This window comes from Pseudoalteromonas sp. TP27 (genome assembly GCF_056470645.1).
The window spans coordinates 132,387-152,013 of sequence record NZ_JARDAK010000002.1 but is presented as its reverse complement, the minus strand read 5'-3'; the positions used below and the strand labels follow the sequence as shown (position 1 = coordinate 152,013).

The window sequence follows — 19,627 nt, the reverse complement described above, 5'->3', positions numbered from 1 at the left end:
CTAAGTGGCGCTTATTGTTCAAAAATTCGGTGGCACTTCGGTTGGCTCAATAGAGCGAATTGAAGCGGTCGCCGACCTTGTTGTTAAAACCAGGCAACAAGGACATCAAGTGGTTGTAGTGCTCTCGGCTATGTCGGGAGAAACCAACCGCTTAATTAACCTCGCCAAACAAATTGATACTCGCCCGAGTAGCCGTGAACTAGACGTACTAATTAGCACTGGAGAGCAGGTTTCTGTTTCACTCCTTGCTATGGCTATTATTAAACGTGGCCACTCTGCGGTGAGCTTATTAGCCGATCAAGTCAATATTCTAACCGACAACATGTTTGGTAAAGCTCGTATTGCGGAGGTTGCTGCTACGCGCTTAAAGCATGAGCTTGAACATAACCGTATTGCTATTATTGCTGGGTTTCAGGGGCGTGATATTGAGGGCAATATTACAACACTTGGACGCGGCGGCACCGATACATCGGCTGTGGAAATAGCAGCGGCTATAAAAGCCGACGAATGCCAGATCTATACAGACGTTGATGGCGTATATACTACAGATCCTCGTGTTGAACCTAATGCGCGCAGAATGAGCCAAGTTACCTTTGCCGAAATGCTAGAGCTGGCAAGTTTAGGCGCTAAAGTTTTGCATATTCGTTCAGTAGAAGCTGCAGGTAGACACAATGTGCCACTTAGGGTGCTTTCGAGCTTTAATCCTGATGAAGGCACATTAATAAGTTTTGAGGAGAACGATATGCCAAGCAAGGTGGTATCGGGGATTGCGTTTAATCGTGACGAATGTTTAATTAAAGTAGATGGTGTGCCAAGCGGTACGCAATATCTTTCAAAAATATTGAAACTTTTTGCTGATAATGGCATCGAAATAGATATGATTAATCAAGTTAATCATATCTTTGAAAAAATAGACTATGCTTTTACTGTGCACTCGAATGATTATCTGCAAGCACTTGAATTATTGAGCGAAGATCAAGCTCAACTTAGTGCTCAAAATATAAGCGGATTACCAACAATCGCTAAAGTTTCTGCTGTTGGAATGGGTATGAAATCGCATTCTGGTGTAGCAAGTTTATTTTTTGATGCATTAGCGCAGGAAAATATTAATGTAGTTTTAGTCTCGACTTCAGAGATTAAAATTTCAGTTTTAATAGATGAAAAGTACCTAGAGTTGGCTGTTCGTGCATTACATAAAGCATTTTTAACAGAAAATGGATAGATTGGGAGTTTTTACTTACTTTTCAGTCTAATTTTCATTAGTATGTTTAAGCGGAATCTTATAATTTTTATTGGAACATGGGAGCAAGAGAATGCTAATACTAACTCGTAGAGTAGGTGAAACCCTAATGATTGGTGACGAAGTAACAGTTACCGTTCTAGGTGTTAAAGGAAATCAAGTTCGAATCGGTGTTAATGCACCAAAAGACGTATCAGTGCATCGTGAAGAGATTTACATGCGCATACAAGCTGAAAAGTCGAACCCTAATCCGGGCAATGCTTAATCAACACGTATACGTAGTTGAGCAATTAGCTCAACTAGACTAAAAGCCACTCACTGAGTGGCTTTTTTGTTTATAAAAGCGAGTATTTCAGGGGTTAGTATTTGTTTTGAAATGTACTGCATTCCGCTTTTATTTTTAATAATAATACCTTGCTGAGTATCTATTACTTCGCTTATGTTTTGCCAAGTTAGCTCAAAACTTTTGTAATGATTAGCCGACTTAATGCCTTCGTCGTCAAAGGTAAGTGTTACCTCAGAGCCTGATGCTCTACTGAGCATTTGTCTGGTTACCCACCAAGGTCTGCGATAGTAAAAAGCGACGCACTCGAGTACCGCTAACATGATCATAAACGATCCTAAGTAATGATCGTTTAAAACATAAATACCAAATAAACCAAGCGCAACTAACAACACAAGTAAAAAGTACTTAGGTTTTGCACGCTTACTGTAAGGAAGTGACTCATCAAAGCACTCGTAAAAGTAGGGTTTATCTAGTGTGTAGGTGGTTGTGAATGCCATTTTGCCTTGCTTTAAATATCGTTTTTTTTATTTTAACAAGCTAACTGCTAAATGAGCAGCTTTATAGTTAGTGATTTTATTACAGACACAAAAAAACGGCCCTAAGGCCGTTTTTTAGCGTTACAAGAAGAATTAACAGTTAGTTTCTTCAGCGTTTACGCCTTCTTTAACATTTTCACATGCATCTTCAACAGAGTTTTGCACGTCAGTTACTGCTTCGTCGATACGTTCGCCAGCATCTTCTGCATGGTTATCTTCACAACCCATCATGAAAAAACCTGCAAATACTGCGATTAGTGCTGCTTTTAAAGTTGTAGAGTTCATAGTGTAATTCCTTGTAAGTATTGATTAAATTTTAGTGTTTGTTAGTTGAATGCTTTATCTACCTGGGTGATTTACCACGTAGTGCACCTGAAACTAATGAAATCACTAAAAGTACTAAAAAGATAAAAAATATAATTTTTGCTATACCAGCTGCGGCACCTGCGATGCCACCAAAACCTAACACTGCAGCGATTAAAGCAATAACTAAAAATGTAATTGTCCAGCGTAACATTGTTTTCTCCTTGGTTATCAAATTTGCTCACAATAACTAATGCCAGTTATATGCCAAAGTTTATTTTTGTTTTATATCAGCTAGTTATGGTTTTTAACTGTATTTTTAGTTATTAGTTAGTTAGTAATTTTTACGCTTTATTATGTAAGTTATTCACACTGTTACAAGTTACCGATAAATATTCACTAAAAATAATATTTTTGGTAAGACCAATTAACAGTTTATGTGTGTTTTTGTACTTATTATAAAATTTGGTGGTTGTTTTTATTAAGTTGAATAGTTAATTAACAACTTCCATATAACTATTAGCTATAGTCGTTATTTTCTGTATGTATTGTAGGGCGCGTGATTGCTGGGTTATGGCTTGTAAATAAGTTGAGCGTTATGTTGTTTATAGTTTAATTGGTTTTACCAATTTACAAGATGTAGACAAAGCGACTAGTTTTGTTATTATCCAGTGAATAAATATTTAATTAAATCGATTTTTTATTTTCGATATGGGTTTCAAGGGGGAGAAAAATGGATATAGGTGCTCTACTCACAACTGCTGGTAGCTTAATGCTGACTGGCATGGTTGGAGTGTTTGTATTTCTGTCGATATTAATTGGTGCAGTAACGCTTATGTCTAATTTGGTGACGCGCTATAGCGAACCAGAGGCATCACCAGCTAAATCACCGTCTTTTAAATCTCAAGGTGTGCCTAATGAGCACATCGCTGCTATTAGTGCTGCCATTGCTCAGTACAAATCAAATAATAAATAAGGGGCACACACATGGCTAAATTAAAATTAACAGAATTGGTATTACGCGATGCGCACCAATCATTGCTCGCAACACGTATGCGCCTAGACGATATGCTACCTATTGCTAGCAAGCTAGATGATGCAGGTTATTGGTCTATTGAATCATGGGGCGGTGCTACATTTGATTCATGTATTCGTTATTTAGGCGAAGATCCTTGGGAGCGTATTCGTGCGCTTAAAAAAGCGATGCCTAATACTAAACAGCAAATGCTATTACGCGGTCAAAACTTATTAGGTTACCGCCATTACGCTGATGACGTAGTTGAAAAATTTGTAGAGCGCGCACATAAAAATGGCGTTGACGTATTTCGTATATTCGATGCAATGAACGACGTACGTAACCTTGAAACAGCAATTAAAGCGGCTATAAAAGTAGGCGCACATGCTCAAGGTACTATTTCGTATACAGTAAGCCCTGTTCATACACTTGATATGTGGTTAACTCTTGCTAAGCAATTAGAAGATTTAGGCTGTCACTCAATTTGTATTAAAGATATGGCGGGTTTATTAAAGCCGTACGATGCTGAAAAACTAATTAAAGCACTTAAAGAAACCGTATCGGTTCCTATTGCTATGCAGTGCCACGCTACAACTGGTTTAAGTACTGCGACTTATCAAAAAGCGATTGATGCAGGCATTGATATGCTTGATACCGCTATTTCATCTATGAGTATGACTTACGGACACACCGCAACTGAAACTATTGTATCGATAGTTGAAGGAACTGAGCGCGATACCGACCTTGATTTAAACCATCTAGAAGAAATTGCTGCTTACTTTAGAGATGTACGTAAAAAATATGCGGCATTTGAAGGTAGCTTAAAAGGGGTTGATGGACGTATTTTACTTGCTCAAGTGCCTGGTGGCATGCTTACAAACATGGAAAACCAGCTTAAAGAGCAAGGCGCGGCAGATAAGCTTAATGAAGTTTTGCTTGAGATCCCACGTGTACGTGAAGATCTTGGCTTTTTACCTTTAGTTACACCAACATCGCAAATTGTAGGTACTCAAGCGGTACTTAATGTACTAACCGGTGAGCGTTATAAAACAATCACTAAAGAAACTGCTGGCGTACTAAAAGGTGAATATGGCTTAACACCAGCACCAATGAATAAAGAGCTACAAGAGCGTGTACTTGATGGAGCAGAGGTTATTACTTGTCGCCCTGCAGATAACATTGCACCAGAGCTTGCAACGCTTGAAGCTGAATTATTAAAAGAAGCGCAAGAGCAGGGTTTAACACTTGCTGATGAGCAAATTGATGACGTACTAACTTATGCATTATTTCCACAAGTTGGTTTGAAGTTTATTAAAAATCGTAATAACCCTGATGCATTTGAGCCTATTCCTACCGTTGAAGATAAGAGCAATAAGGCAACACCAAAATCGGGATCAAATAATAACGGCGTAAAAGCTGAGCAGTACAGCGTAAAAGTAGACGGTAAAGTTTACGACGTAGTAGTGGCGCAAGGTGGTGAGCTAAAAGAGGTAACATTAAAAGACTCTGAGCACATTCCTCAGTCTGCTTCGGTTGCATCGGGCGAAACACTTAACGCACCTTTAGCCGGTAATATTTTTAAGATTAAGGTAAAAGCTGGGCAAGTTGTTAACGAAGGTGATGTAGTGATTATTATGGAAGCCATGAAAATGGAAACTGAAATACGCGCTATGCACACCGGAACAATTGCTGAAGTGTTAGTTAGTGAAGGCGATGCTGTAACTACCGGCGACGCTATGATTGCATTAGCATAGGGAGTAAATAGAGGATGGACGGTATTTTAAACCTCTGGAATGCTACTGGCATTGCTAACTTTACAATCCCATCGTTAATAATGATTGCGGTAGGGTGTTTATTACTGTTTTTAGCGATAGCTAAAGGTTTTGAACCATTATTACTATTACCTATTGGTTTTGGTGCGATTTTAACAAATGTACCTGTGGCAGGTTTGTCAGACCCTGGTGGGCTTTTGTATTACGTTTATTACGTAGGTATTGATACCGGGATTTTTCCGCTATTGATATTTATGGGCGTAGGGGCGCTGACCGATTTTAGCGCGCTTATTGCAAACCCTCGTATGTTGTTACTTGGTGCTGCGGCGCAGTTTGGTATTTTTGCGACTTTGTTTGGCGCAATACTATTAAACTACGTGCCAGGCTTTGAATTTACTCTACAGGATGCATCTGCTATTGCCATAATTGGTGGCGCTGATGGACCGACTGCCATATTTTTAGCATCAAAGCTGGCACCTGATCTACTAGGCGCAATAGCGGTAGCTGCATATTCATACATGGCACTTGTACCAATTATTCAGCCGCCAATTATGCGTGCGTTAACCACACCAGAAGAGCGCCAAATTAAGATGCCTGAATTACGTAAGGTATCTAAAAAGGAAAAGATTATTTTCCCTCTTATGGTACTTAGTTTAACGGCAATGTTTTTACCGGCTGCTATACCGCTTGTAGGTATGTTTTGCTTAGGTAATTTAATGCGAGAGTCGGGTGTTGTTGACCGTTTAAGTAATAGTGCTCAAAACGAAATTATTAATGTTACAACTATATTTTTAGGCTTAGCTGTAGGCTCAAAGCTTGCTGCAGATAAGTTTTTAACTGTTGAGACGATTGGTATTTTGGTTCTTGGCGCATTGGCTTTTGCAATTGGTACAGCGTCGGGCGTATTTATGGCAAAAGGGCTTAACCGTATATCTAAAACACCTATAAATCCATTAATTGGTGCTGCGGGTGTATCTGCTGTGCCAATGGCGGCACGAGTGGTTAATAAAGTGGGCCTTGAAAGTAACCCACATAACTTTTTACTTATGCACGCTATGGGTCCAAACGTAGCGGGTGTACTGGGTAGTGCAGTTGCAGCAGGCATATTGCTAGCACTCGTTGGCTAAAAGTGTAATTTAAAATAGATTAACTATTAAGCGCAGTTTACTGCGCTTTTTTTTGTGCCTAATTTGTAGCTAGATAAAGCTTTTTTGTTTACAGTGACTATTCTTCAAAACTTTAAGGATAGTTACCATGCTTCACACACCTTTAGCAAAGCACTTACCTCATGTTAGTAAACTTGTATTCGGATGCATGGGTCTGGGCGGCGGTTGGAATAAAGACGCAATCACTGATGCACATGTTAAGCAAACTCATGAATGCATAGATAATGCTATTGAAGGTGGCATTAACTTTTTTGACCATGCTGATATATACACTTTCGGTAAAGCGGAGCAGGTTTTTGGACAAGCACTAAGTGAGCGACCAGAGCTTAGAGAACACATGTATATTCAATCTAAATGTGGGATCCGTTTTGAAGATGACTTAGGGCCAAAGCGCTATGATTTTTCGGCTAAGTGGATTGAGCAATCAGTTGAAGCATCTTTAAAACAATTAAATACAGAATACTTAGATGTATTGATGCTGCATCGTCCCGATCCATTAATGGAAGTGAACGAAATAGCACAAATATTTAGCTGCCTAAAAGAAAGCGGCAAAGTACGTAATTTTGCAGTATCTAACATGCAGCAACACCAAATGAATTTTTTACAGCACGCACTTGATATGCCTATTGTTGCTAATCAAATTGAAGCGAGCTTACAAAAGCACCAGTTTATTGATGAAGGTATATATGCGGGTAACGCTGATGGTAAAAATCTCAATTTTACTCCAGGAAGCATTGAATACTGTCGTCATTTTGAAATTCAAATTCAGAGCTGGGGCAGTTTATGCCAGGGTTTATACAGCGGTAGTGATTTATCAAACGCATCCCAGGCCGATATAAACACCAGCCTTTTAGTTAATAAGCTAGCTGCACTTTACGATACTTCTGCTGAGGCTATTGTGCTGGCATGGTTACTTCGCCTTCCTGCATCGATTCAGCCAATAATTGGTACTACTAATGCTAAACGCATTAAAGCCTCATGTGATGCAGTAAACGTAGAGCTAACTCGTGAGCATTGGTATGCACTTTATGTAAGCGCTAAAGGCCATGAATTACCATAAGTAGGGCGTTAATATGAACATATTCGTTATTTTAATTGGTTTGTTTGTAGCACTTGCAGTACTTATACCTTTGCTTGAAAAATATCAAAGTAAAATGGGGCTGGATGGCGCAACCAAATACAGCAAATATATCTGGCCATTAGTGATGGTGTCTTTAGTTATTCAGCTAATTTATGTATTAATGTATTAATGTATTAATGTATTAATGGTTTATAGCGTACAAAAAAAGCCTTTGCAGGTTTAGCCTGCAAAGGCTTTTTTAATGTTTATTAATAAATTTTATTTAAGTGCTAATTGTAGCTCACGATTGCGCTCAAGCTGGGCAATAAAGTTATCTGCAATAGGTTTAAACTTAGCAAGTTCTGAGCGAGGTAATGGCTCTGACTTAGGAAGTTTTACAGTTTTAGGGTTACGGTGCACGCCATTTACTAAAAATTCATAGTGTAAATGCGCGCCAGTAACACGACCCGTAGAACCTACAGTACCAATTTGTTGGCCCTGTTTAACTTTTTGACCCGTTTTAACTAGTTTCTTATTTAGGTGTAAGTACTTAGTTACATATTGCGTGCCATGGCTAATAAATACGTAGTTACCGTTGTATTTGCTGTAACCTGCTTTAATTACTTTACCATTACCTGATGCAACAACTGGTGTGCCAGTACGTGCTGCAAAGTCGATACCACGGTGAGCTCTAACTTGCCCAGTAACTGGGTGTAAGCGACGTGGGTTAAAGCTCGAACTAATATACTTAAAGTTTACAGGTGCACGTAAAAAAGCTTTTTTCATGCTACGCCCTTCAGGCGTATAAAAATTGCCGTCAGTATGGCGAATCGCTGCAAAGCGCTGACCTTGGTTTACAAATTCAGCAGCAATAATCTTACCAGTGCCAATAAACTCGCCATCAACATAATGAGACTCGTAAATTAAGCCAAACACATCGCCTTTGCGAATATCATTTGCAAAATCAACATCCCAACCAAATATGTCAGCAAAGTTCATTATTTGACGTTCGCTTAAACCTGCCGCAATTGCTGAAGTCCAAAAGTTATTAGATATTTCGCCGCCAGCGGTTTTAGTTAGCGTTTCAATTTCTTTACTATCGATAGCTGTATCGTAATTACCTTCTTCGTTTAAGGTAACAAATAAAGTATCTGTTTTTGAAATTACATAACGCAGTTGAGCTAAAGAGCCATCCTCAGCGGTAGCAAAACTAAGTATTTCACCTGGATGAATTTTAGTTAGCTTGCGAGTCTCTGCATTAGTGTTAATTAGTTTATGAAGCGTTTGAGCTGAAAAACCAGCACGCTTAAAGATAATTGCTAAATTGTCGCCATTTTTAATTTTATGATCGACAAAGTCGTATTCTGGTAACTTTTCTGCTGCTTGCTCTGAATTTAGCTCAGTTAATTTTTCGTTGTTATCAACTTTAACTTGTAACTCATAGCGCTTACCAATCTCTAATGCATTCGCACTATTGTCTTTGGAAGCAGTGGCTTTTTCAGAAGGAAGAAAGGCTAAGCCAACAATAGCAGAAACCAAACCTAGAATAAGCAATTTGTGTTTTTTGGGGAGCGTGTTAACCACGTGAACCATAACGTGCCTTTTTCTGCTGTCAAGATAATAAATACATAATATTGCAGGATATACTTAATAATGTACGAATACTAGTGTTTTGTAGATTTAAACTAACCTTAAACTGCGCTAAAATCGAGGTTAGAAAGCCTTTTTTAACGCTCTACCTCGCTAAGACTTAATTGATTTAGTTTAGTTGCATGAATCACTTAAAAAGTTGTTTTAATTAGGTAGAAATTTGTTATGTTAGCTACATCTATTTATTCGGTTTAAACCTTTATTAAACCGTGACTACACAAGTAACTAGTCGCCCCTTCGTCGGCAGAATTTTGGAGTAATACACAGTGGATTTACAAACCGCTCTAGCAGAGATAAAACGCGGTGCAGAAGAAATATTAATTGAAGACGAACTAGTTGAAAAACTAAAGTCGGGCAAAAAGCTAAAAATAAAAGCAGGCTTTGATCCTACAGCGCCCGATTTACACTTAGGGCACACTGTACTAATTAATAAAATGAAAACCTTTCAGGATTTAGGTCATGAGGTTATTTTCTTAATTGGTGACTTCACTGGCATGATTGGCGACCCAACAGGTAAAAACGTAACGCGTAAGCCACTTACTCGCGAAGACGTACTAGCCAATGCTGAAACATATAAAGAACAAGTATTCAAAATTCTAGATCCTGCTAAAACCACCGTTGCATTTAACTCGACCTGGATGGAGACGTTAGGCGCTGCAGGCATGATTAAACTTGCTGCTAACCAAACAGTAGCGCGTATGCTTGAACGTGATGACTTTAAAAAGCGTTACGCAGGCGGTCAACCAATTGCGATTCATGAATTTTTATATCCATTAGTACAAGGGTGGGATTCGGTTGCACTAGAGTCAGATGTTGAACTAGGCGGTACTGATCAGCGCTTTAACTTATTAATGGGCCGTGAGCTACAAAAAGTTGAAGGCCAAAAGCCGCAAACAGTATTAATGATGCCATTACTAGAAGGGACAGACGGCGTTCAAAAAATGTCTAAGTCACTTGGTAACTACATTGGTATTACTGATGCACCAAACGATATGTTTGGTAAAATAATGTCAATTAGTGATGTGCTAATGTGGCGTTATTACGATTTATTAAGCGCGCTTTCTATTGAAGAAATTGCAGCTCAAAAAGAACGTGTTGAGCAAGGTACTAATCCGCGCGATATTAAAATTGAACTAGCTAAAGAGTTAATTGCTCGTTTTCATAGTGAAGCTGATGCACAAGGTGCACATGACGATTTTATCCAGCGTTTTCAGAAAAAAGCGCTACCAGATGAAATCCCAGAGCTAACAGTCACTATTGCAGAAGATACTATTTTAATTGCTAACTTACTTAAAGAAGCAAACTTAGTAGTAAGTACATCAGAAGCAATGCGTATGATTAAGCAAGGCGCAGTTAAACTTAACGGTGAAGATAAAATCACTGATACCAAACTTGAAGTAGCGAAAGGTACAACGGCTATTTACCAGGTAGGTAAGCGTAAGTTTGCAAACATCACTGTAGCTTAAATACAGTTTGAAACTAAAAACCAGCCTAGGCTGGTTTTTTTGTGCTTGTATTTTGGGGTCTGTAATACCAATCTGCTTATATATGGGGCCTATTTAACGTTAAGAAAATCACGCTAGAACTAGGCAAAAATTTTTGTATCTAGTTGTTCTAAATAAAAAAATTTTAACGACGTTATAGTGAGATTTAATTCGTTAAATTGATCAAAGATTTATGCAGGTTGGTATAAGTAGTTACGAGGTAGTCACTAAATAGTCACTAAATCACTTTTAATATTTCGATACTTACAATTATTAACAACCAAAATACACGCGCTTGATTTAATCTATTAATTATTACAGGTACATCCTCGGGTGTAGGTAGTCTATCAGTACCAATACGCATTTTATTAAAGCGAGTACCTAAATAAACTGCTGGCCCGCCCAGTTGCACGCCAAGTGATGCAGAGCATGTGCTTAACAGCCAACCTGTATTTGTTTGATAAAAATGTTTGCCGTAATACTTAATGTAGCGCATGCTTTGTTTGCTCGCTCTACTTGCTGCAATAGTTAAAGCCAGTAAGCGCACCGGTATATATTCAATAATAAACAAGAGGGTTTTAAGCGGTTTTAAAAAGTAGCTATTTGGGGATATGTCACTACGCCACGCGTGTTGTATTAAGGTAAGCAATCGATAGGCGAGGGCTGCAATAGGGCCAAATGCTAGAAATATAAATATGACTACGAAATAATATCGAGCAGTGCGTAGTATTAAGCTCTCTATTAATGCTTTGATAATGCCTGAGGATGAAAGTCTATTAACTTCACGAGCAAGTAGTGGTTTTAGCAATTCGCGCGCAGTCGACTTTTGATTTTGTTTAGTGAGCTTTGCAATACGGAGTGCTTTTTTATCAACACTTTTGCTTTCAAGGCATAAATATAAAATAAGGCCTGCGAGCAACTCTGGGTAAAAAGCAAACTCGAGCAGTAACACTACAATAATGAGAATAACACTTAAAATAAGCGTGCTTGCGAGTATAGCTGCTAAATATTGATAACTCTTAGGTTCTTTGCTTTTGTATATGCGTTTGCCAATAGCACTAAAAACAGCATTTAGCGCTGTATTGGGGTGATACCAGCTAACAAGAGGAATAAAGCGCTCAGCAAGGAGCGCTAGTATAAAGGCAATAAAGTCCAAGTGGTTTTGAACAATATTGCTAAGCATTTACAAAGACACTGCAGTTAGCTTTTCTAAAAGTGCGACAACCATTTTAGATGAGTTGATTGATGCTGTTTCTAGGTATTCTTCAAATGATTGCGGTGATTCTTTACCTGCAATATCAGACATAGAGCGGATAACAACAAACGGTGTATTAAGTGTGAAACACGTTTGCGCTATTGAAGCACCTTCCATTTCAACGGCAAGCATTGTAGGAAAGTCACAGCGTGCTTTATCAATACGTACAGGGTCACACATAAATGTGTCACCAGTACAAATTAAACCAACAAGTGTTTTAACATCACTAATTTTTGCGATTGTTTGCTGTGCTGCTTCAACTAATTTAGGGTGAGCTGCAAAGCCTGCTGGCATTTGTGGAACTTGGCCAATTTCGTAACCAAAAGCAGTCACGTCTACATCGTGATGACGTACTTCTGACGAAATTACTACGTCGCCGACACTTAGTGATGGATCGAACCCACCGGCAGAGCCTGTGTTAATTACGCAATCAGGTTTAAAGTTATCGATAAGTAACGTGGTTGCAATTGTTGAGGCAACTTTACCAATACCAGATTGAACAAGTGTTACTGTGTTACCAGCTAGCTCGCCAGTATAAAAGGTGAAACCTGCTTTAGTTAAAATTTGTGGGTTTTGCATTGCTTCACGTAAAATTTTAACTTCTGGCTCCATTGCGCCAATAATACCAACATTCATAATGTTTAATTCCTGAGTTTGAATTACTTGATTATACGTGAAGTTAGCTATAAAAAACAAAAAAGCGAGCAGTTTTCACAGCCCGCTTTAAATACTTTTTAGGAAGGTATTTAATTCGGTTTTTAAATTTCAGCTAAAGCAGTTGTTTGTGCTTTAGCTTGTGAGGGCGAAAGTACCGCTGGCTTTTGAGATCTATTACGAACAGGGCGCTGCGTTTGCGTTGCCGTAGGCTTACCTATTTTAAACATAATGGCGTCGCGCACTTCTGATGGGCGATAACCAGATTTAACCTTCATGCGAATATGTGGAATGCCTGCTGATTCCAGTGCACCATTTACAAACCAGTCGCGTTGAGCTTTGTGACCGTCTTTGTTGGCATTGTTAACTAGGTCAACAGCGGCAACAATTGTCAGTTTTTCTTTGTCGATTAATACAAAGTCGAGTTGTTTGTTTTTAGCTTTAGCTAAGGCAGCGCGTTTTGATTTGACAGAAAGCCCTTGTTTACAATCAATCACGTCAATTAACTTAACGCGACTAATAATTTTATATTGGTCGCCAACAGCACGCTCGAGAAGATTTAAAAAAGCGCCTTCAACCTGCGTAAAAACAGTTTGCTTGCGGGTAAAAGGATACGGGTTTCCGCCATCGTCATTAAATTTTGACGCAACAACAGAGGCCCCGACAACTAACACTAGGATTAATAATAAAGCGAATTCCATACGGTAACTCCATAACAACAAATTGACACTGCTTAAGCAAAGCAATTTACGTGCCTAAAAATTATGAGTTATAAAATAAATACCGTCTGTTTTTAAAAGTGAAACTACGCAGCAATTAAGCTTTGTAGCCACCTTCAATACCTTTAACCGCAACAGCTACAGCATCATGAGCATGGAGTGATTCATAATGGTTTATTTGCAGCCAATAATCGCTGTAAGCGTCTGCTTCTAACAATGCTTTAATTTTACGTGCGGCATCTTCACAAAACATCAGGTTTTGACCATTCAAACGGGCAAATTCTTGCTCATCTTCACGCTTAACTGCCGCTTGTACTGGTGTTTTTAGCTCAGCTTCAAGGGTATTAATTAGCGTCACAACATCAAATTCTTGAATATTGCTATCAAGTTTTACTTTTACGTTGGCAATAGAGCGCTGCGAGTGAGGTGTCGCTACAATGCCTTGTGTAGTGCCTAGCCATTCGTGCACATCTTTTTGGCTTAAGGTTTCTTGGTTAAACTTTTCGTTAAATGCATTTTGTATAAGTTGGCGCGCAAGTGCAGCAGAGCATGGGCACGTTGAGGAGTAAGTAACATCTACGGTTAGCTCATAGCTAATAACGTTATTTTCAATTGTGCTAGTTAGTAAAACAGGGTAGCTTTTCCAGCCGGCTTTGCCGCTCAATAATGACTTTCGGCGTAGCGGTAATTCAAATTTAAATTCAATTTGTGCTTTATCACTAAGCCCTTCATGGCTCGTTATAAAGGTGTCGAGTGCTTGCGCTATTGTTTGCGGATTAACTTGCTGCTCGGTTGAAAGCAGATCAAGTGCCAAAAATAAGCGCGACATATGAATGCCTTTCGCATCTTCTTTATGCAAATTTACAAATGCACGCGCTTTAGCATTAACTGTAACCGGTGGTAAGTCTCGTGACTCAAAAATAAATGGCAGTTCTATTTCGCCCATGCCCACCCAGTCTAATTTACCTGTTTGTAAAGCGGGTGCAGTGTCTGCTATATCTGGCATATTGGTTTGCATGTGCGCTACTCATATTTTAGAGATAATAAAGCGGGGCATTTTACACTAAATAATTTATTGCTGAAATGATGAGTTGAGGAGAGAAGCAAAATCAAACATGAAAAATTCTGTTTTTATCGCACAACATGAATATAGGGAGAAGAAAAATGCTAAAATCTGGGGAAATGGTATGTTTATACATGCGCATTACCTTCTTTATATTTAAGCACACAGCTAAGAGATAAAATTACGTATGACCGATTATTCTTTGAGCCCCTGGGCTCGGGTACTTTCCAGCTCAATAACGCGATTTGGTGAATTTAAAACCGCAGCTATTTGTTACACCTTATTTTTAACTGTATCTCTTATTTTATCGAGCATGTTTTATTATGTTGCGATTGGTGAATTAAAGCTTGTTGATATTTTGGCCGTGGTGTTTTTTACTGCTGTGGTTTCCCCTTTAATTATAAGTGTATTGCTTAATTCAATTCGCCAATTAGATGCCTCGTACGCTTATTTAGATAGCGCAACCAAACAAGAAAAGCTTTTAAATCAAACCTTAAAAGATAATATTAGCCGTTTAAATATTGAAATTGATGAACGGAAAATGGCGTTCCATGCCAAGCATCGCGCTATTGAAGAGTTACGACGAGAAATTGCTGAGCGTAAAAAAACTCAACAAGAACTTGCTCAACAAAGTATGTTGCAACGCTCAATAGTTGATTCATCTCCTGATTTGTTTTATTACCGCGATAACAATGGTGTATTTGCCGGTTGTAATAAAATGTTTGAAGAAGTAATGGGGAAATCAAGCAGCGAACTCATTGGCAAAACGGTTGAACAGATATTCCCGAGTCATTTTTTAGCTGAAGTTTTAGCAACCGATAAAGAAGTAGAGCAAAGCCATAAAGCGCTGACTATAGATGTAGGCTATGAAGTGGACGGTGAAACACGTTGGTTTGAGCTTCGTAAATTACCTTTTATAAATGATGACGGTGACTACATTGGTTTACTGGGTTTTGGTCGAGATATTACTAGCCGTAAAGAAGCAGCTCAAGCACTTGAAACTGCCTACAAAGATAAAGGTAAGTTTATTGCTACGCTAAGCCACGAGCTGCGTACTCCGCTTAATGGTATTGTTGGTTTAACACGAATGCTGCTTGATACTGATTTAAACAAACAGCAACGTAGTTGGGGTAATACTATTTTTTCGAGTGCTGAAACACTCGGTAATATTTTTAACGATATTATTGATTTAGATAAAATAGATAGAGATCAGCTCGATATAGCGACCAACTCTATTAATGTGTCAGACTTTATAAACGATGTAGTTAACTTTGCGGGTTTAATAGCAGAGCAAAAAGAACTTGAGTTTGATATTAAGCGCAATGGCATGCTTGATATTTATGCACAGCTCGATCCGACTCGTTTACGCCAAGTTGTTTGGAACTTAATTAATAACGCTGTTAAGTTTACTCAACAGGGTAAAGTAACACTCGAATGTAGCCGAGAAAATCGTGTAGAAGGCCCATGGTTAGTTATTAAAGTGTCGGATACAGGTCAAGGTATTCCGCCTGAGCAGCTTGCTCATATATTTGATATGTATTACAAAGCGCCGGATTTAAAAGGTACTAATGCCATAGGCTCTGGTATTGGTTTAGCTGTAACTAAGGCACTTGTAAGTGCAATGAAAGGGATAATTACAGTAAATAGTACTGAAGGCGAAGGAAGCTGCTTTACAGTGCAAATACCACTTAGTTTATGCGTAGCACCTACCGAGCAAAGTTATGTTGGCCGAGGTTTGTATATTCTACTAGTAGAAGATGTGCCTCTTAATGCTGAGATTGCTACAAACTTATTAGAGCAACGCGGGCATGAGGTGTTATGGGCTGAAACCGGTGAAGATGCACTCTCGTTTGTCGAAACCGAAGATGACTTAGATTTAGTACTACTTGATATGCAATTGCCAGATATAAACGGTGACGAGGTTGCTAAACAAATACGCTCAGATAGCCACTTTGATAAGCTCCCAATAGTTGCTTTAACTGCCAATGTACGCAGTGCTGAAAAAGAGCTTGAAGGTATTTCAATACAAGGTGCGTTGGCTAAACCAATTAACACAGTGAAGCTTGATAAAATGCTGGCTGATTTATTTGGTATTAAGCAAAGTGAATGCACAGAGCCACAGTTAAAAGTCAGTGAAGAAGCGCTTGAGAGTATTGATGCACACTTATTAGATATTGAAACAATAGAAGACTTTGTAAATTCGATGGGCTTAGTTGTGTTTAGACGCAGTAGTCAGCTATTCGAAAAGCTAAGTCCGCAGTATCAGCAAGAGTTACTTACTTCATTAACTGCCGGCGATAGAGAAGAATATGAATCAGTAGCGCATAAGCTTAAAGGTGCGGCTGGCTCCGTCGGTCTTAATGATGTGCAGCTTCATGCCAAAATAATGGAACATGGTGCGATTGATGAATCTGATGAAGTGTTAAAGCAGTGGTTAGATGTTCTAGCAGATAAAATAAATGAAGGACAAAAAGCCCTTCATTTATTTTTACAACAATTAGAGTAAAGCTAATTTACTCTAATTAAGCGTCAATTTTACCGATAAAGCGGTAACCTTCACCATGGATGGTGCTGATTAACTCAGACGTTGAGTTATCACTTTCAAAATGCTTACGAATGCGACGAATAGTAACGTCAACAGTACGGTCATTAGCACGAAGCTCACGGCCCGTCATATGCTTAATTAATTGCTCACGGCTGAAAATACGACCTGGAGAATCAAGCATTAAACGAAGTGCTCTGTACTCACCTTTTGGTAAACGTTTAGCGTCGCCATTTGGAGAAGTAAGACAGCGGCTGTTTTCATCAAGTTCCCAACCATTAAATGTAATAACACCATTTGTTTCTAGTGCTGACTCTTCACCGCCTAAAGCAGTACGAGTAATTAGGTTGCGAGCTCTAATAGTTAATTCACGCGGGTTGAATGGCTTAGTAACATAGTCATCTGCACCAATTTCAAGACCTAAAATACGGTCAACATCGTTGTCGCGACCAGTTAGGAATATAAGGCCTACTTTACGTTTTTGGCGTAATTCACGGGCTAAAATAAGACCGTTTTTACCAGGAAGGTTGATATCCATAACTACAAGATTAACGTCATCGTTATTTGTAAGCTTGTCATGCATATCATCGCCATCAATGGCTTCAATAACTTTGTACCCTTCAGCTTCAAATAAACTAACTAGGTTCAGTCGAGTTACGTCTTCATCTTCTACGATTAGAATGACTGGCGTTTGCATTATTAATTAACCTTTTGGAATATTTTATTTATAAAAAACCGGTGATGAACTTATAACCGATTACTAGAGATTATAGGATTATACCCATTTGTTAACAAGGAAAAAACAAATTGGATAAAAATAAAACAGCAGGGTGTCCAAAGTCTAATAAAAAGGGCCGTGCAAAAACTACTGTTTAATTGATATATACGTAGATGTAGTCATTTGAATCATAAAGTCGAAGCCATTTTCCTTTAATAATTGAAACATCATTCAATCAAACAAGGAACTTAAAATAATCAGACAAATTCAAAGCAAAACTATATCACTTTCTAACCTTTCATCAATGTATGTGATACAGCAAAGATAAAAAAGTTCATAAATCGCTTGGTAATACTTATTTAATGCAATTAAATAACGTTACACGCTTATCACATGCCTCATTAATGAGGTCATTAAATGCTAATTCAAGGATAAATTTTAAAAATATGTACTTTTAGTGATCTTTATTTAAGGAATAGTAATTATAAAGCGAGCACCGTGTTTTTCTTCAAGATCAAACATAATTCTTCCACCAAGTGCCTGTGTTACTAGGTTGTATACCAAGTGCATCCCTAAGCCGCTTGCGCCTTGTCCACGCTTTGAAGTTACAAAGGGGTCAAAAATTCTATTTTTAATGTTTTTATCAACGCCTTGGCCATTGTCAGAATAAACGATTGTTAATTTCTTCCCTACCAGCTCTACGTCAAAGCGAATTTCGTTGTTTTCTTTACCTATAAATCCATGAATTACAGAGTTCATAAGTAACTGTTGAAACACCTGCTGTAGAGGTTCTGACTTACTATGAATAGCTAAATCGGTTGGGCAGTTAATAGTAACAATAGGCTTTTTAGACAGTAACTCAGATTGAATTGATGTTAAAACGTCAGTTATTAATGTATGTACATTAATATAGGTATTAACACCGTCGTCTTGGATTACGGCTACTTTTTTAAAGTTGGATATAAGGTCTGCGGCGCGATTTAGATTACGATAGATTAAGTCTAAGTTTTCTATGCCTTCATCTATAAAGCGTTTTAGGTGGCTTGAAGTCAGTTTTTTATCATTAAAGCTTTGTTGTATATCTGCTAATTTATCGCGAAGTAAGGTTGAGCCTGTAATCCCAAGCCCTATTGGTGTATTAACTTCATGTGCAACACCTGCCACCATTTGCCCTAAAGACGCCATTTTTTCGTTTTCAACAATTTGTGTTTGATACTGGTGCATTCGCTCAAGGGTTGATAAGAGTTCTTGATTTGCTTCTCTGAGAGCGATTGTTCTGTGGTTTACTTTTTCTTCAAGGTTTTGGTTTAGCTGTTTTATTTCCTGTTTATCTTTTTCGTGGCGCTCAAGTTGCCTTTTTGTGCGTGCAAGCATGATATTTAAGCTATTTGAAAGAGCGGTTATTTCTTTTACATCAGTTACTGGCGCTCGCGCATCGTAGTTATGATTTTTAGATACATCTTGCAATAACATACTTAATTGTTCTATCGGTTTGGCTATTCGTCGTTGAACTTTTGTTGCGATAAAGTACACAACCATTAATATTAATAGAGTGAGTAATACATCAATAAATATTTTTTGTTCTATATATGCTTCTAAGCTCTCTAGGCTGCCACGCATATAAACATAGCCAATGAGTTTTTCATTATTATAAATAGGGCGAGTTAGCTCTATATGTGCACTCGTAATACGTGGTGTGGCTAGCTCATCGACACTGTCTGTTTTTAGTGGAACTGGAGGCGTTTTTTTTGCATTAAAGCTAATAAAAAAAGCAGGTTTTTGAGATGTTTTTTCTATTGAGTAAATATGTATGTTTTTTACAAGAGGGATATTTTCAAAGGACTTGAGGCGTTTCTCTTCTGTTTTTCTATCATCTTCAGCTACTGATTTACCCGCATCAAAAGCTACAATTTCAGAAAGTATAACGAGTTTATTAATAATTAATTGCTTTTGCTCTTTAACACTCAAGTACGTTGAAATAGAAATAGATAGCGATAAACAAATAGCTGTAATAAGCATAATTAAATTTATGAGTGCTTTACGAATGCTACTTTGATGAACTTTTTTAGGCATTATTTCATTATCGCCTGAATTAATTTTAATTATTTAGAATTTTAGTTTAGCAAATAAGAAGGAAAGTGAAGGGTAAAAACTAAATTAATTC

The 19,627-nt window shown here is 38.2% G+C and carries 19 protein-coding genes; 9 read left to right on the top strand and 10 right to left on the bottom strand.

Features of this window, described 5'->3' with window-relative positions; all coding sequences use genetic code 11:
* The first annotated feature begins 4 nt into the window (after window positions 1-4).
* Complete coding sequence (locus tag PX700_RS02970) at window positions 5-1,222, top strand: aspartate kinase (protein WP_479519806.1); 1,218 nt, start codon at window positions 5-7, stop codon at window positions 1,220-1,222.
* A gap of 91 nt (window positions 1,223-1,313) precedes the next feature.
* Window positions 1,314-1,505, top strand: coding sequence for a carbon storage regulator CsrA (gene csrA, locus PX700_RS02965; RefSeq protein ID WP_004587515.1), 192 nt, complete (start codon window positions 1,314-1,316; stop codon window positions 1,503-1,505).
* A gap of 50 nt (window positions 1,506-1,555) precedes the next feature.
* Here the strand turns inward: csrA and PX700_RS02960 are convergent, their stop codons facing one another.
* From PX700_RS02960 to PX700_RS02950, 3 genes are all read right to left on the bottom strand, one after another.
* A complete protein-coding gene (locus PX700_RS02960) occupies window positions 1,556-2,023 on the bottom strand; it encodes a YcxB family protein (RefSeq protein WP_415636370.1) in 468 nt (155 codons plus the stop codon).
* Between the two features lie 132 nt (window positions 2,024-2,155).
* A complete protein-coding gene (locus tag PX700_RS02955; protein WP_002961938.1) occupies window positions 2,156-2,347 on the bottom strand; it encodes a hypothetical protein in 192 nt (63 codons plus the stop codon).
* A 58-nt stretch (window positions 2,348-2,405) separates the two neighbouring features.
* A complete protein-coding gene (locus PX700_RS02950; RefSeq protein ID WP_002961939.1) occupies window positions 2,406-2,579 on the bottom strand; it encodes a DUF1328 domain-containing protein in 174 nt (57 codons plus the stop codon).
* Between the two features lie 519 nt (window positions 2,580-3,098).
* Here PX700_RS02950 and PX700_RS02945 point away from each other — a divergent pair.
* The 5 genes from PX700_RS02945 (at window position 3,099) to PX700_RS02925 (ending at window position 7,568) form a co-directional block, all read left to right on the top strand.
* Complete coding sequence (locus tag PX700_RS02945) at window positions 3,099-3,341, top strand: OadG family protein (RefSeq protein WP_007583814.1); 243 nt, start codon at window positions 3,099-3,101, stop codon at window positions 3,339-3,341.
* An 11-nt stretch (window positions 3,342-3,352) separates the two neighbouring features.
* Complete coding sequence (gene oadA / locus PX700_RS02940) at window positions 3,353-5,134, top strand: sodium-extruding oxaloacetate decarboxylase subunit alpha (protein ID WP_479519805.1); 1,782 nt, start codon at window positions 3,353-3,355, stop codon at window positions 5,132-5,134.
* Window positions 5,135-5,148: 14 nt separating this feature from the next.
* Complete coding sequence (locus tag PX700_RS02935) at window positions 5,149-6,279, top strand: sodium ion-translocating decarboxylase subunit beta (RefSeq protein WP_007378925.1); 1,131 nt, start codon at window positions 5,149-5,151, stop codon at window positions 6,277-6,279.
* Between the two features lie 127 nt (window positions 6,280-6,406).
* A complete protein-coding gene (locus PX700_RS02930) occupies window positions 6,407-7,378 on the top strand; it encodes an aldo/keto reductase (protein ID WP_479519804.1) in 972 nt (323 codons plus the stop codon).
* Window positions 7,379-7,391: 13 nt separating this feature from the next.
* The gene (locus PX700_RS02925) at window positions 7,392-7,568 is read left to right on the top strand and encodes a hypothetical protein (RefSeq protein WP_415636373.1); all 177 of its coding nucleotides are present in this window, start codon (window positions 7,392-7,394) and stop codon (window positions 7,566-7,568) included.
* A gap of 89 nt (window positions 7,569-7,657) precedes the next feature.
* Here PX700_RS02925 and PX700_RS02920 read toward each other — a convergent pair whose 3' ends face one another.
* Window positions 7,658-8,971: a peptidoglycan DD-metalloendopeptidase family protein gene (locus PX700_RS02920; protein WP_479519803.1), complete on the bottom strand. Its 1,314-nt coding sequence runs from the start codon at window positions 8,969-8,971 to the stop codon at window positions 7,658-7,660.
* Between the two features lie 323 nt (window positions 8,972-9,294).
* On the opposite strand from PX700_RS02920, the gene tyrS reads away from it, so the two are divergent.
* Window positions 9,295-10,494 carry a tyrosine--tRNA ligase gene (tyrS, locus tag PX700_RS02915; protein ID WP_479519802.1) on the top strand — a complete coding sequence of 400 codons (1,200 nt, stop codon included), beginning with the start codon at window positions 9,295-9,297 and terminating at the stop codon, window positions 10,492-10,494.
* Window positions 10,495-10,750: 256 nt separating this feature from the next.
* On the opposite strand, the gene PX700_RS02910 is transcribed toward tyrS, so the two are convergent.
* The 4 genes from PX700_RS02910 to folE2 all read right to left on the bottom strand — a co-directional run bounded on the left by PX700_RS02910 (window position 10,751) and on the right by folE2 (window position 14,158).
* Entirely contained in the window at window positions 10,751-11,695 is a 945-nt protein-coding gene (locus PX700_RS02910; RefSeq protein WP_479519801.1) for a cobalamin biosynthesis protein CobD/CbiB, read from the bottom strand.
* A complete protein-coding gene (mtnN, locus tag PX700_RS02905; protein WP_479519800.1) occupies window positions 11,696-12,403 on the bottom strand; it encodes a 5'-methylthioadenosine/S-adenosylhomocysteine nucleosidase in 708 nt (235 codons plus the stop codon).
* Between the two features lie 122 nt (window positions 12,404-12,525).
* A complete protein-coding gene (locus tag PX700_RS02900; protein WP_479519799.1) occupies window positions 12,526-13,122 on the bottom strand; it encodes a DUF2726 domain-containing protein in 597 nt (198 codons plus the stop codon).
* Between the two features lie 115 nt (window positions 13,123-13,237).
* A complete protein-coding gene (gene folE2, locus PX700_RS02895) occupies window positions 13,238-14,158 on the bottom strand; it encodes a GTP cyclohydrolase FolE2 (RefSeq protein WP_479519798.1) in 921 nt (306 codons plus the stop codon).
* 232 nt (window positions 14,159-14,390) lie between these two features.
* Between folE2 and arcB the strand changes: the two genes are divergently transcribed.
* Window positions 14,391-16,709, top strand: coding sequence for an aerobic respiration two-component sensor histidine kinase ArcB (gene arcB, locus PX700_RS02890; protein WP_479519797.1), 2,319 nt, complete (start codon window positions 14,391-14,393; stop codon window positions 16,707-16,709).
* A gap of 16 nt (window positions 16,710-16,725) precedes the next feature.
* Here the strand turns inward: arcB and arcA are convergent, their stop codons facing one another.
* Both arcA and PX700_RS02880 read right to left on the bottom strand, forming a co-directional pair.
* Window positions 16,726-17,442, bottom strand: coding sequence for a two-component system response regulator ArcA (gene arcA / locus PX700_RS02885; RefSeq protein WP_002962549.1), 717 nt, complete (start codon window positions 17,440-17,442; stop codon window positions 16,726-16,728).
* Window positions 17,443-17,931: 489 nt separating this feature from the next.
* Complete coding sequence (locus tag PX700_RS02880; RefSeq protein ID WP_309167587.1) at window positions 17,932-19,536, bottom strand: sensor histidine kinase; 1,605 nt, start codon at window positions 19,534-19,536, stop codon at window positions 17,932-17,934.
* Between the last annotated feature and the right edge of the window lie 91 nt (window positions 19,537-19,627).